Source organism: Vibrio sp. 378 (assembly GCF_033339435.1).
The window spans coordinates 60,649-73,477 of record NZ_JAWOUO010000004.1 but is presented as its reverse complement, the minus strand read 5'-3'; the positions used below and the strand labels follow the sequence as shown (position 1 = coordinate 73,477).

Annotated in this window: 11 protein-coding genes; 5 read left to right on the top strand and 6 right to left on the bottom strand. The window is 43.7% G+C overall.

Annotated features, from left to right (window positions below; all coding sequences use genetic code 11):
• Nucleotides 1-107 precede the first annotated feature (107 nt).
• The 5 genes from dinG to xthA all read left to right on the top strand — a co-directional run bounded on the left by dinG (nt 108) and on the right by xthA (nt 4,589).
• Entirely contained in the window at nt 108-2,183 is a 2,076-nt protein-coding gene (gene dinG, locus R7Q48_RS09110; RefSeq protein ID WP_017634733.1) for an ATP-dependent DNA helicase DinG, read from the top strand.
• Nucleotides 2,184-2,197: 14 nt separating this feature from the next.
• Nucleotides 2,198-2,983: a sulfite exporter TauE/SafE family protein gene (locus R7Q48_RS09105; RefSeq protein WP_138940022.1), complete on the top strand. Its 786-nt coding sequence runs from the start codon at nt 2,198-2,200 to the stop codon at nt 2,981-2,983.
• Nucleotides 2,980-3,525: a primosomal replication protein gene (locus R7Q48_RS09100; RefSeq protein ID WP_318132261.1), complete on the top strand. Its 546-nt coding sequence runs from the start codon at nt 2,980-2,982 to the stop codon at nt 3,523-3,525. Before R7Q48_RS09105 ends, R7Q48_RS09100 begins: the two co-directional genes overlap by 4 nt.
• Complete coding sequence (rsmS, locus tag R7Q48_RS09095; RefSeq protein ID WP_005378432.1) at nt 3,525-3,689, top strand: pleiotropic regulatory protein RsmS; 165 nt, start codon at nt 3,525-3,527, stop codon at nt 3,687-3,689. The genes R7Q48_RS09100 and rsmS overlap by 1 nt, the downstream gene beginning before the upstream one ends.
• A gap of 93 nt (nt 3,690-3,782) precedes the next feature.
• Nucleotides 3,783-4,589, top strand: coding sequence for an exodeoxyribonuclease III (gene xthA, locus R7Q48_RS09090; RefSeq protein WP_005378433.1), 807 nt, complete (start codon nt 3,783-3,785; stop codon nt 4,587-4,589).
• A gap of 92 nt (nt 4,590-4,681) precedes the next feature.
• Here the strand turns inward: xthA and R7Q48_RS09085 are convergent, their stop codons facing one another.
• From R7Q48_RS09085 to R7Q48_RS09060, 6 genes are all read right to left on the bottom strand, one after another.
• The gene (locus tag R7Q48_RS09085; RefSeq protein WP_256902828.1) at nt 4,682-7,405 is read right to left on the bottom strand and encodes an ImpA family metalloprotease; all 2,724 of its coding nucleotides are present in this window, start codon (nt 7,403-7,405) and stop codon (nt 4,682-4,684) included.
• A 154-nt stretch (nt 7,406-7,559) separates the two neighbouring features.
• Entirely contained in the window at nt 7,560-8,237 is a 678-nt protein-coding gene (locus R7Q48_RS09080) for an ABC transporter permease (protein WP_005378435.1), read from the bottom strand.
• Nucleotides 8,238-8,240: 3 nt separating this feature from the next.
• Nucleotides 8,241-8,981: an ABC transporter permease gene (locus R7Q48_RS09075; protein ID WP_005378436.1), complete on the bottom strand. Its 741-nt coding sequence runs from the start codon at nt 8,979-8,981 to the stop codon at nt 8,241-8,243.
• 81 nt (nt 8,982-9,062) lie between these two features.
• Nucleotides 9,063-9,833: an ABC transporter substrate-binding protein gene (locus R7Q48_RS09070; protein ID WP_005378437.1), complete on the bottom strand. Its 771-nt coding sequence runs from the start codon at nt 9,831-9,833 to the stop codon at nt 9,063-9,065.
• A gap of 83 nt (nt 9,834-9,916) precedes the next feature.
• Entirely contained in the window at nt 9,917-10,687 is a 771-nt protein-coding gene (locus tag R7Q48_RS09065; protein ID WP_005378438.1) for an ABC transporter ATP-binding protein, read from the bottom strand.
• A 264-nt stretch (nt 10,688-10,951) separates the two neighbouring features.
• A complete protein-coding gene (locus R7Q48_RS09060) occupies nt 10,952-12,427 on the bottom strand; it encodes a 54K polar flagellar sheath protein A (protein WP_256902827.1) in 1,476 nt (491 codons plus the stop codon).
• Nucleotides 12,428-12,829 lie beyond the last annotated feature (402 nt).

Genomic DNA, 12,829 nt, shown 5'->3' with positions numbered 1-12,829 from the left:
TTTTTGTGAAGGAGATCTACATTCCTTATAAAAGCATTCCGTTTTGTGAACTACTGTACAACTAGTGATGTGTGCTACTATTCGCCTCCAACGCATTTGAGGCCCGTATGCTGACCAGTAACATTCAAAAATCGATTCGTAATAGCTATCAAAACCTTCAAGATCAACTTGATAACTTTGTGCCTAGAAGAGCACAAAACTACCTTGTTGCAGAGATTGCAAAAACGCTGTGCGGTCAGTATCACAAATCTAACCGAATACTCGTTGCAGAAGCAGGGACTGGAATTGGTAAATCGCTCTCCTATCTAATGGCGACCATTCCCGTGGCTGTACATAACAATAGAAAAGTGGTTATCTCAACGGCGACCGTCGCTCTGCAAGAGCAGCTCATAAATAAAGACCTCCCTCTTTTTCGTCGGATTACCGACCGAGAGTTTTCTTTTATTTTGGCAAAAGGCCGTCAACGCTATTGTTGTGCAGAAAAGCTCGCTACTGCTAGCGGTGCTGATGGTGGCCAGTTAGCCATGTTTGAAACCAAACCTAAGCAAAAAGATATAGAGCTGTTAGAAACAATGCATCGCTCTCTTGCGCAAGGTAAATGGGACGGTGACCGTGATTCTTGGCCTAAACCCATCGACGATAAGCTTTGGCAACTGATTGTCAGTGATAAACACAGTTGCAATAACAGTTTACCAGGCCACCGCGGCTGCCCATTCCAAAAAGCGCGCTCAGAGTTGGATAAAAACGATGTCATCATTGCTAACCACTCTCTCGTCATGGCAGACGCAGATTTAGGTGGCGGCGTGATTTTACCTGAGCCAGAAAATACGATATACGTCTTCGACGAGGCACATCACTTACCTCACGTCGCTCGTGACCATGCTTCAGCATCTGCGAGTTTAAAAGGTGCGGCAGCATGGCTTGAGAAGTTAAATCAGTCGATTAGTAAGTTTTCATCACTCGCAGACGAGAAACGCGTAGCTCGATTTCGCAACGACCTTCAAGACGCGGTTCAGAACTTGATACCGGCACTGACTCAATTGCCCAAACAGTTCGACCCGGCTCAATTTGAAGAGGGTATCTACCGCTTCGAACACGGTGAACTACCAGAATGGCTAGAGAACCAATCCAAAGAACTAAAACAGTTCAGTAAAAAAGCAAATCAGAGTGTGGCAAAAATTGCCGACCTTATTGCGGAAAGAGTAAAGGACGGGGAGCTTGCGACAAGGTTGGCTGAACCAGCGCTTGCAGAGCTCGGTTTCTACATTCAAAGGTTAGAAAACCTAGCGCAAGTATGGCATTTAATGGCTGAACCAACTCGTGAAAAAGGTGCGCCTTTAGCTCGCTGGTTAGAAACCCACCCCGATCGCGAGGGTGATTTCATTGTGAGTGTTTCGCCACTTGAAATTGGATGGCAACTCGACCAACAGATTTGGAGCAGATGTATTGGCGCCATTTTGGTTTCCGCAACGATGCGTGCATTAAACTCTTTCCATTACTTTTGCCATCAGGTTGGTATTGATGGAAAACCAGAATCAGGCACTCAGTTTTTAGCGCTTGCGTCACCATTCGATTACCAAAACCAGGCAGAATTGCTCATCCCTGCGATGAAATATGAACCACCAGCGCCTCAATTTACTGAATATCTTATCGAGATATTGCCTAAGTACTTGGAAGACAAGAAAGCCAACTTAGTATTATTCTCATCCTATTGGCAGATGAACCAAGTCGCGAAGGCACTCTCTTCGGAGTTCATAAAAAAAGGCTGGGCGTTGCAAGTTCAAGGTGAAAGCTCACGTCAAGAAATTCTAAAAAAACATAAAAAGTTAATAGAATCAAATAAAACCAGCGTCTTATTTGGTACTGGTAGTTTCTCTGAGGGGCTAGACTTACCTGGCGAATTACTTGAAAACTTGGTGATTACAAAAATTCCATTTGGCGTTCCAACCTCCCCTGTTGAGCAGGCTCATTCCGAATACATCGAGAAAAAAGGAGGAAACCCGTTTATGCAAATAACTGTACCTGACGCAAGCAAAAAGCTGATCCAGAGCGTAGGTCGCTTACTGCGTAAAGAGAGAGATTCTGGTAGAGTAACGATTCTTGATCGACGCCTAGTCACTAAGCGATACGGACAAGCCTTAATCGACTCACTACCTCCATTTAAACGTAAAATAGAATATTAGAAGAATCACCATTTATGGAAATGATTGAGCCAACCATGCTGTTGGTGTTGGCGCTTGTCGCTTTTGTCGCAGGATTTATTGATGCAGTTGCCGGTGGTGGTGGCATGCTTACCGTACCTGCTCTACTTTCGCTAGGCTTGCCGCCTCATATTGCACTAGGCACCAATAAACTTGCCGCTACCTTTGCTTCTTCTACTGCAGCATTTACGTACTACAAAAAACGTCTATTCAAGCCTCAATGCTGGCGGCGTGCATTCGTGGCGACACTCGTCGGAGCGACATTAGGTACGCTATTTGTAGATGCGATTAGTACAGATTGGCTGGAAAAAGGATTGCCGCTTGTTATTTTGGCGGCAGCGTTGTATACCGTTTTTCATAAAACGCCCCACTCTGCTCATCAAAGTCCAATACCCGAGCCTTGCCCCAAACTTCATAAAAAACAGTACATACAAGGCTTATCAATCGGATTCTACGACGGACTCGCAGGGCCTGGAACTGGGGCTTTTTGGACAGTAAGTTCAATGGCGCTGTACCGGCTGAATATCTTGCTCGCCTCTGGCTTAGCAAAAGCAATGAACTTTACCAGTAACTTTACCTCTTTGATCACTTTTGCATTCCTCGGACATATCAACTGGGTGCTAGGCTTAACAATGGGAGTATGTTTAATGGCTGGTGCTTTTGTTGGCGCGCACTCCGCTATTAGATTTGGTTCTAAATTCATTCGTCCTGTATTTGTTACTGTCGTCAGCATACTAGCCATTAAATTGGCTTATGACGCATGGTTTGTAGGTTTGTCATGAACATTTCTCAACTCCAGGAAAATCTAGAACAAATGGCGAAGCAAGCCGCTGTTCTTGACCGTCAAAGAGGCGAACATCATGTTCCGCTTTTTGATGAGCGCTTATTTGGTTGCCGCTCTCGCTTACTTACTCCTTGCGTAAAAGAAGCAAAAGCCACGCTGGATGCGATTGTGCGTGAGCAAAATGAAGGTAAGCTCACCGCTTTGCGTGCTGAGTACCTCACTGAACAGTTAGTGGCGCAAATCGGTGCGATTCAACGCGAGATTTCTACCACTAAAATTCGTAAGAATGAAATCAAACATAGCAGCCATTTCCGTAAGCCTATCAACGTGCTTTATCAGGAGCTCGCTCAACATCAAGAGTGGGCAAGACGCTTGCGCGAGATGGTGTTAGAAAAAGAACGTGCTGTCGAAAGCGCTCCTAGTTTTATGCGTGCCGACGCTCAAAAAGTATTACTAGCAACCGAGCAACGTTTAGCGCGTTGTGAAGCAGCACTTCTTAAGCTAGAGAACCAAATTACACATAGGGAAAAACATCAATAATGGCTGATCAACCAACCTCGCCTTTAGATGACGCACCTGAAGAGATCAAACTGGCTGTCGATTTAATCTATTTGCTTGAGAGCAATGAGATAGATCCAGAAGTTGCGCTTAACGCTTTAAAGATCGTGCAAAACGACTTAGAAAACAAATTAAAAGCAAAGTAGCTCAGAGCGTTTCACTCCTTTCACCGAGACTCATTTTCAGTGCTCTTACACAATGATACTATTCATAAAAAGTACGCCCCAAAAGGATAAATAATGAAAGTAATCAGCTTTAACATCAATGGACTACGTGCGCGACTGCACCAACTCCAAGCGCTAATCGACAAACACCAACCTGATGTGATTGGTCTTCAGGAAATTAAAGTTCACGATGAAGCATTCCCGATTGAAGCTGTCGAAGCCATGGGCTACAAAGTGTATTTTCATGGTCAAAAAGCACATTACGGCGTAGCAATGCTTTGTAAGCAAGAGCCTCTACACGTACAAAAAGGGTTCCCGACGGATAACGAGGAACATCAAAAGCGCATGATCATGGCAACGTTTTTAAATGAAAACGGCGAAAAGGTAACTGTGCTAAACGGCTATTTCCCTCAAGGGGATAACATCAGCCACGAAACCAAATTCCCATACAAGCGCCAATTCTATAAAGATCTGATGACCTACCTAAACGATCATCACAATAACGACGAGCAATTGATTGTTATGGGTGACATCAACATCAGCCCTATTGATGCAGATATCGGTATCGGCGAGCCAAACCGTAAACGTTGGCTAAAAACAGGTAAATGTTCATTCCAACCTGAAGAACGCGAATGGTTGAAAACCTTACTAGACTGGGGCTTTGTGGACACCTTCCGTAAGCTATACCCAGAGGTGAACGATCAATTTTCGTGGTTTGACTACCGTTCTCGCGGTTTTGATGATAACCGTGGCCTACGAATTGATGTCATTTTGGCAACCCCTTCTCTAGCGGAAAAGTGTATTGAATCTGGTATCGACTATGAGCTTCGTGGTATCGAGAAGCCTTCAGATCACGCACCAATCTGGTCAACATTTAAGTAATATATTGCAAAGCTATAAGCGAGACTCAACGCTAAGCTTAGTCCAATAAAAAGGGAGACTCAGTCTCCCTTTTCATACAAATTACCAGTTAATCACTGATTCAGCGGCCAAACCGTTTGACCATCAATAGTTATCGGTGTTTGAGCAAATTCGTTCAGACAGTAGCCTGTATTACTACTTGCAAAGTAAGTGAGCGGCATCGGCGGTAGATTCAGCGCCACAACCTGCTGTTTCGCTTTTTCTGTGAACGAGAACCCCCACATATCGAGATAGCTAGTCATATCTCGCTGAGAGATGTAGCTCAGAGCAATAAGCAACCAGTCGTTGTTCGAGATGCTATTTGCTTCTTCCCGAGAGTAGTTGGCAAAACCAATGCTCAATCGTCTCTCATCCCAAAGCGCGTCGTCCGATTTTAAGCGGTTAAACTCACGTTCAATCAGGTGCAAGCGCGCCAATAAATGCCAACCATTTTTAAGCACACCTTCATGCTGCGCCGCCATCATCATTTGAATGTAAACACGAGCGCCCCAACTCCAACTGGTTTGATTTTGCGCAGCCATGTATGCGTTTGGATCCGCTTGAGTTCGGCTAGCTTGCAATAATTCAAACTGGCCTTTGAAATCCAAGCTTTGGCAAGTTGAAACTTTTCCCGTATTCTGGAAGAAACGAGACTTACTGTAATACGAGTAGTAATTGGTCGTTGAATGCCCTTCCCAGCCTGAAAATCGGAATCGACCTTTTTCTAAACCATGACCAAGCTCATGTAAATCACCGTGACCGAGTGGGCTGAATGACCAGTAAGCATCGTAAGGGTTACCCGAACAACCATAACCACACGTCGCTTGGTCAGCGTTCATGTGCTTCACTATATCAATATTGGCGATTTCCCAACCTTGGTTTTGGGCGTATTGAATAATTTCAGGCACTTCATCTATGCCCGGCCCTTGGAAACCTGCCAGCACATGCGGGTAGTTGTGAACATATTCTTCTGTTGCAAGCGCCATTTCCGAAGGGGTAGACCACATTTCATCGTTGACCGACTCCAACATTTTGTCGCGCTTTGAGTGTACTTCAAACCCAGGAGTGATCAGCTCAGCCCAATCGAATAAATTGGCTTCTAACTGTTGAATAAAAGCGTCGTTGTCCTTCTCACTTCTCCAAACTGGATGCTGTGCCACATGATTAAATTTCAGTTCAACCGGAACATCATTTTTGTCAAAGTGAACCTGTACTGGACCACCATAAGGAGAAGTCAGCGTGATGGTTTCACCCGGCTTCACTTCATAGCCGAATGAAGTCAGCAGTTTTGGTCGCGTGTATCCATCTTTGCTGAACTCATGAGTTGCACCACTTCTTAAAGTGTTGATGACAATCTTAGTCGCCACATCATTGCTGTCATTACGTTTAACCGTAAAGGTTTCCCCAGGAAGCGCATACACACCAGCCGAACGGAAGTTACGCTTTGATTCCATATTAATCGTTGCACTGATTCTCTTTATGTCAGGGCTAAACTCACTACGGCTGAAGTTCCCCATATTTGGTTGTTTTGGGTTTACGCTTCGGCTGTTGTATTGCACGTAATCGGCAAAGTACGACTTTAGGAATTCGGTCGTTTGGGTTGATTGTTTGTCCATCGGGAAGACAACCGTTTGACGATAATGATCAGCCAGCAATACCATGAGTTTTTCGTATTGGTAGCCGTTTTGATTAAACAAATCTACTTTTTGTTCATCAAGCTTTTGCAACCAATGGCGAATGCTGTTTGCCCCTGCATAAAATTGACTGTCCATATTCGCAGTGTCAGGGCAGGATTTGTCATCACACTTTGACAAGTCAACGTTGAAATTTTGAGATTCAAAACGAGACAACAGCGCTTGTTGCGTAGCAACAGAGTCTGGCACGAAGTTCATGAGTGATGAAGGCGCCCAATCAACCAAGCCTAACTTACGCCAATAGTTATCTCCCACATAATCAACATGGAATTTTTCCAAAATGTCTCGGCCAAGTTCAGTTAGTCCTCCATCCCAATGCAGGTATAGAACAGGAATTTGGGCTTGCTCAGCGTATGCCAGAGCATCGAGTACTTGTTGGTTGGTGTCGCCAGATTGCAGATGCTGTGACAAGATCAATAAGTTTGGAGTATTGGTTTGCAAGCAGCTAAGTAGCTTCGAACCATCGCATAGGTTGGCCTCGTTAAACGCCAACTCTTGTGAAACATTGTCTTTCAGCCAATTCCGAGTCGCTTGCTCATCCGGAAAGTAATAAGACTGGTCCATTTGCGCGATGACGACGTTTGAAGTAACTCCGCCCGACAACCAAGTGACCAGATTACTTAACCATTTCGTCATCGCTGCGTTGGAAGAGTCGGGAAAACGTTGTGCCGTTCTAAATGGGTTACTCCCTAATAGTGCGTAACGTTGACCATTAGACTTTTCCCCGGCAACGCCAATTGACATAGCTTGATCTTTGTAACCGCTTACCATGGCCTTATTGGTCATCAAGATGGTGTCGTTGAAGCCATACTTAGGTGCCAAGATCGCGGCATCATGGGTTGGATCCCAATAAAGACCTGAAAGGTTTTTCGCAATTGCAGATTTGATCGTATTCGACTGCATCTTGTGAGCTTCCACAACCTGACGACTTTCACGAATGAAATCGCTCGGGTCAGAAACGAGCAGTGCATTACCAGTTTCAAGAGCTTGTTGAACTGGAGCTGGCGTTGGTTTTACTTGAGCATTAGGTTGTGATTCTCCCTCTCCCCCACCACATCCTGTGGCTAAGGCGGCAATGCCCAACGATAGAATTGTTTTTTTCATTTTTACTTACTAAACAATGAGTTTATCGAATGTTAATGTAAGTTAATGAATAATAAGAAAGAGTCTTTTACATCGGCTGGAAAAATAGGAATGAAGATAACAAAATTATCAAAAGCAATAGCACCCACTCCGGTGCTATTGCCTCTATTGATAATTAGCTTAAAGGACGCAGATAAGCTAAGAAACGCTTCTCTGCCACTTTGAAACACCACAAAATCATAAACGTCAGTGCCATGTAGAACAGCCCCGCCGTCAGGAAAGACTCAAATGGTGCATAGTAGCGCGAGTTAACTAGACGCGCAGCACCAGTTAAATCCATGATGGTAACGATGCCCGCGACTGCACTTCCGTGCAGCATAAATATGACCTCGTTGGAATAAGCTGGTAATGCTCGACGCAATGCACTCGGCAAGATAATACGTCTGTATGTCATAAACTTACTCATGCCATAGGCTTTCGCAGCTTCCACCTCACCTTTCGGCAAACCATTAATCGCACCACGAATAATTTCTGCGGTGTAAGCCGATGTATTCAGAATAAAAGCGACCAAAGCACAGAACCAAGCGTTCTCCCATAAGGTATCTTTCACAGGGAAAAACTGATCCATGCCGTAGTAAATCAAATACAGCTGAACCAATAGCGGCGTTCCACGGAAAAAGTAAATGAATCCCCAAGAAGGTAAGCTTAGAGCGTAATTGGTACTATTGCGTGCCACGGCTAATGGAATAGAGACACACAAGCCAATAACCAACGCTAATCCCACTAACCAAACTGTTGTCCAAAGTCCCTGAAGATAAGTTGGAAAGCTTTCAATAATCAAAGAAAAGTCCATAACTTACCTCGCGTGAATACTGAACTTACGCTCAACAAGCTTGAGTAGCCCGGTCGAAACGCTGGTAAAAAATAGAAAGATGAGCGCGACAGCCATGTAAAAGGTGAACGGCATTTTCGTTGTACCTGCTGCCAATGAGCTCATTCTCACCATGTCATCCAGACCAATAATGGAAACTAACGCAGTGGTCTTAAGTAACACTAACCAGTTATTACCAAATCCAGGTAATGCATGACGAATCATCTGAGGCAGTAAGATTCTTCTAAACGATAAAGCAGAACTCATCCCATAAGCTTTCGCCGCTTCTAGCTCACCTTTGTCCACCGCCATGATCGCTCCACGAAAAGTCTCCGCCATGTAGGCGCCAAAGATAAAACCAATCGTGAGTACACCAGCAATAAATGGGCTGACATCAATATAATCAGGTAAGTAAGACGTCCATTCATGGTTTGGATCACTCGAGGCAAACCACTCGTTGAGCGTTTCGTTGATGGAGTAAAGGCTGTTATTTAAAAGTATTTGTCCACCAAAGAAAATTAGCATCATCAGAACCAAATCTGGAATGCCGCGAATGACGGTGGTGTAAAGAGTGGCAATCGCCCTTGCCCATTTGTAAGGCGCTAACTTAGCTAATGCGCCAAGCATGCCTAAGACCATGGCGAGAATGAGTGAAAGCACTGCAACTTCTATTGTTACTAAAGCTCCTTTCAAAATCGAAGCTTCGTATCCTTGTAAATCTAGCATAGGTGAGTTCCTAATCCCTAAACTCAAAAAATCGACCGTTGACTACTTCTAGGAACAAGCCAACGGTCGCTTAATTACGGTTTATTCACCGTACACATCGTAGTTAAAGTATTTACCAGCAATTTCTTGGTAAACACCTTTCTCACGTAGTGAAATAATTGCTGCGTCGAGTTTCTTCGTTAGATCTTTGTCTTGTTTACGAACAGCGATACCCATACCTTCGCCAAACCATTTTGGATCGGTTAACGATGGTCCAACAAACTCATAAGCTTCGCCACCTGCTTTGTTGATCACACCCTCTTCTAGAGCAGAAGCATCACCTAAAACGGCAGCAATTCGACCATTTTCTAGATCAAGATACGCTTCATCAAAAGAGCCATAACGCACAATTTCGACATCATCGCCGTAGTTGTCAGTTAAGTACTTGTCATGTGTCGTCGCACGTTGCACGCCAATTTTGACATCTTTAAGATTATCAAAATCTAGACCCGCACCTTTCTTAGCGATAAATTTATTTGGAATTTGTGCGTACTTGCCAGTGAAATCGACTTTTTTCTTGCGCTCTTCAGTGATAGACATTGCTGCGATGATGGCATCGTACTTACGTGCAAGCAGAGAAGGAATAATACCATCCCAATCTTGAGCGACGATTTTGCACTTCACTTGCATCTCTTCACAGAGTGCATTTGCCATATCTACGTCAAAGCCTTTTATTGAGCCATCAGTTTCTGTCCAGCTAAACGGAGGGTAAGCACCTTCGATACCAAAGCGAACTGTTTTCCATTCTTTCGCTTGGGCAACACCTGATACTGCCGTTGCAGCAATCGTTGCTGCTAATAACCACTTTTTCATTTCCATACTCCTGTGATTGCTATTTTATTTCGTTTTGTTTGTTGTGTTGGCTTAGGAGGCAATAGTCTGCCGCCTAACAAATATTAGTAAATGGATGAGATAAACTGCTGTAATCGTTCTGAATCCGGGTTTGTAAATAGCTTAGCTGGATTTCCCTGTTCTTCCACTAAGCCTTGATGTAAAAACATCACATGGTTTGATACGTCACGCGCAAACGCCATTTCGTGCGTGACCACCAGCATAGTTCGCCCTTCATCTGCCAAATCTCTCATTACCCCCAGAACTTCTCCTACAAGTTCTGGGTCAAGCGCAGAAGTTGGCTCGTCAAACAACATCACCTCTGGGTCAACTGCTAGCGCACGGGCAATAGCTGCACGTTGCTGCTGACCACCAGATAAGTGCCCAGGGTAATAATCTTTACGCTCATACAAGCCTACTTTCTTAAGCAAGACTTCTGCATTTTCAATCGCTTGAGCTTTTGGCACGCCTAAGACATGAACAGGCGCCTCAATCACGTTTTCTAGTACGGTTAGGTGAGACCAGAGGTTGAAACCTTGGAAAACCATTGCCAGGCGTGAGCGAATACGTTGGACTTGCTTTTCATTAGCAGGAACAGATTCACCTGCTCTGTTGTTCTTCATTTGGATTAATTCACCATTTACCCAAATTTCGCCCGCGGTAGGCGTTTCTAGCAAGTTGATACATCTGAGAAAGGTACTCTTGCCTGAGCCGGAAGAGCCAATGATGGAGATAACATCTCCTTTGTGCGCGGCAAGTGAAATGCCTTTTAAAACTTCATTTTGTCCAAATGTTTTGTGCAGGTCTTTTATATCTAGCGCTGGTACATCATTCATGCGCCCTACTCCCTGTGTTTTTGTCACTGCAATTAAGGGACTCCGCCCTCTCTAATTCGGAACAAATTAGCACCGCCCCTTGAAACTTGCAACAAATTATTAACCTAAATAATTCGAATAGAAAGATACGATAGACAAATTAATATGCAATATATAGCAACATATTCTTCAAAAGTTGAATATTAAATATAAAAAAGCCCCTTTCAAAGGGGCTTAATAAATTTACAAAAGTGTTAATTGAAGCCTATTCGAGGTCGCAATGAATTAATTAAAACGACTGACTACCAACGAGTTTGAAGTACGTAATGTCACTTCATTTTCCAAGCCTTCTTTTTCAGAAGTAATGATGCCATCTAGGTCTTCATCTAGTTCAGGCTCTGACGCTTCACCATTGGAGAAGAAGCTCATGAAAACTTTAGAATCAATATTACTATCTTCATTCACTACTAAAGCAGTGCGATTAAAATCGTCCGAAGCTGAAACTTTCAAACCGTTAACGGCCGATGTTGGGAAGTTGTAGTAATGCAATTCTGGAACAACAACAGAATCACTATCACTTGTTGTGAAAATGCGATGTGTGACTCTATAGTCGCCTGAAGTTGCAAAGTAAGCGACACGAGTAAAGCCTTCAGTAGACGATGTTAAGCCCATGTCCAGATCAATCACGGACTCTGCACTTCCTTGCGCTGATACACTTGGTTTTGTGTTCGGCAGGTTATCAATATTTAAGTAAGCACTCGGATCAACGTCAATATCCCATCCGTCAGAGATCGTTTCGTTAAGTAGAGACTCCCAACCATTAACTTGATTCTCTGAGAACGCCATGTATACCCAAGTTTCTTTATTCGTTGCACTAGGGCGATTATATTCAACGGCCGTTTTATCCAGCTTCAACGCGTCATATGCAAAGCCGTTAGTAACAAAGCCAATGTTGAGCGAGTCGTAAGTATAGTCAGAAGACGAATAAATGTTTGACGTATTATCCGCTCTAACTAAGGCTATCTCACCAGTTCCCCACGAACCAATACCATACTGGTAAAGCGCTTTGTCACTTGAACCTGATTCATACTGAAACAATGCCGTTGGTTCACCTTTAAGCCCCATCAGTTCATCAGTAGGCAACATATCAGGGTTCGGAGACGTGAAAATATCGGTTTGCGAGACAAAGTTGTAATCTCCGCCACCTGATTCAGCGTTTCGGTAATCTAAGTTAGTAAACTTATTGCTTGCTAAGTTACCGCCAGTAAAGCATTTGTTCAAAGAGTCTCGGTTTAGTGCAAAAGTAGCATTACGTAGTTTCTTATCTTGCAAGAACTCTTTTGAAAACGTGTTTACGCGAGCTTCTTTGCCGTTAAATTCTATTGCTTGAAACGTTACAAAGCCGCCGTCAGGGATATCTTCAAGATAAAACTTAAAGTTATCAGTGGTAGGTTTGATAATGTCTCCGGATCTTTTGCCATCGGCATCAGAGTAGTAACCGATAACATAGTTGGTCACTTGCTCTTTTGACGCTGCACTGTAGGTTAAAACCGTTTTATCGCCGTTCAGCTCAGTTTTGTGGTCATATACAGTACAACCTTTCGTAGTTGCTTCACTTTCAGTCATTGTTGCTGGTATAGCAAAACCAAAAGTAAACGCAGTTTTCGGCGCTGCACCACCGCCACCGCCGCCACCGCCGCCGCAACCGACCATTAACCCTGAGATGATTGCCACTAGTGGCAGTACTTTAAGCTGTTTCATGTCTTTTTCCTAAACTGAGCGGCAATGATTAGCCAAAAAATTGTCTTTGCTCTGTCCAAAGCAAGAATAAAGCCAGCTTTATATAATCATCGTGAATATTGACATTTAATCTGCATCTCGTGCCAAAGGACAAAAAGTTCTAATTTTATGCAACTTGTGTAATGAAATTACACAAGATCTCCGCATCTCATTCGCATGCCAGAAACTTTCTGTAGTTTTATTTCACAACCATTCTTAAAGTGATCTAAATCAATCACCCTAAATGGCTATCTTGCTAGACTCCTGCCAAAAGATGAGGCTTTTTTTGTGCCTCAACACAATAAGTTATTAGCTATGCTTAGGCACAGTGTCGACGTGTAACAAATCTAACAATAGCTAGCATAAGCGTGCCGCAGGATGCGG

Bases quoted from the DNA above. Each gene is read 5' to 3' on its own strand.
- R7Q48_RS09080 (WP_005378435.1), bottom strand. From the start codon at position 8,237: ATGGACTTTTCTTTGATTATTGAAAGCTTTCCAACTTATCTTCAGGGA.
- R7Q48_RS09065 (WP_005378438.1), bottom strand. From the start codon at position 10,687: ATGAATGATGTACCAGCGCTAGATATAAAAGACCTGCACAAAACATTT.
- xthA (WP_005378433.1), top strand. From the start codon at position 3,783: ATGAAAGTAATCAGCTTTAACATCAATGGACTACGTGCGCGACTGCAC.
- rsmS (WP_005378432.1), top strand. From the start codon at position 3,525: ATGGCTGATCAACCAACCTCGCCTTTAGATGACGCACCTGAAGAGATC.
- R7Q48_RS09105 (WP_138940022.1), top strand. From the start codon at position 2,198: ATGGAAATGATTGAGCCAACCATGCTGTTGGTGTTGGCGCTTGTCGCT.
- R7Q48_RS09070 (WP_005378437.1), bottom strand. From the start codon at position 9,833: ATGAAAAAGTGGTTATTAGCAGCAACGATTGCTGCAACGGCAGTATCA.
- R7Q48_RS09075 (WP_005378436.1), bottom strand. From the start codon at position 8,981: ATGCTAGATTTACAAGGATACGAAGCTTCGATTTTGAAAGGAGCTTTA.
- R7Q48_RS09060 (WP_256902827.1), bottom strand. From the start codon at position 12,427: ATGAAACAGCTTAAAGTACTGCCACTAGTGGCAATCATCTCAGGGTTA.
- dinG (WP_017634733.1), top strand. From the start codon at position 108: ATGCTGACCAGTAACATTCAAAAATCGATTCGTAATAGCTATCAAAAC.
- R7Q48_RS09100 (WP_318132261.1), top strand. From the start codon at position 2,980: ATGAACATTTCTCAACTCCAGGAAAATCTAGAACAAATGGCGAAGCAA.
- R7Q48_RS09085 (WP_256902828.1), bottom strand. From the start codon at position 7,405: ATGAAAAAAACAATTCTATCGTTGGGCATTGCCGCCTTAGCCACAGGA.